Annotated in this window: 1 protein-coding gene; it reads right to left on the bottom strand. The window is 49.0% G+C overall.

All coding sequences use genetic code 11. The features are described from left to right. Nucleotides 1-606: ATP-binding cassette domain-containing protein (locus tag R7190_RS28805; protein WP_318138055.1), on the bottom strand; the 606-nt coding region annotated here is incomplete at both ends.

The following is a 606-nucleotide window of genomic DNA, read 5'->3' as shown; positions in this document are numbered from 1 at the left end:
TGAACACTTCAGCGAGACCAGTCTCGGAGAGCACGTCATCCGCCCTGCCCGACGCATGCAACACACCATTACTGAGCAATAACACTTTATCGGCATGTTTAAGGGTGCGATTCAAATCATGGTTCGCCACGAGCACGCTAATACCTTGTGCCGCGATAGCATTGATTAACTGATACAACAAACCTTCTTGAGCGATGTCGAGCGGAGCGGCTGGCTCATCTAAAATCAACAACTGCGAGTATGGATTTATCGTTCTCCACACTTGTAGGCATACACCCGCTAAGCGTACGCGTTGCCACTCGCCGCCTGATAGCGTTTGAATGCTGCGGTGCAACTTATCTTGCAGTTGGACGAGCTCGACCACCATATTAACGGCATCACGAACTTTACCATCAGTGATCGCAGCGCCACTTGGCAACGACAACGCAAGATATTGAAAAACATCGACGTTAAATGCAGGTCTAGATTGCTGACATAAGTAACCGCGAACATAAGCTTGTTCCGACAAAGATAACGTGAGCAAGTTTTTGTCATCCACATGAACTTCACCGCTCGCTCCGTCCCTGCCAGTTAATGTGCCAGAAATCGCTGCGAGTAACGTACTCT

The organism is Vibrio sp. 1078-1, from assembly GCF_033340475.1.
The sequence above is the reverse complement of the archived record's forward strand: the minus strand, read 5'-3'. Positions and strand labels throughout refer to the sequence as shown.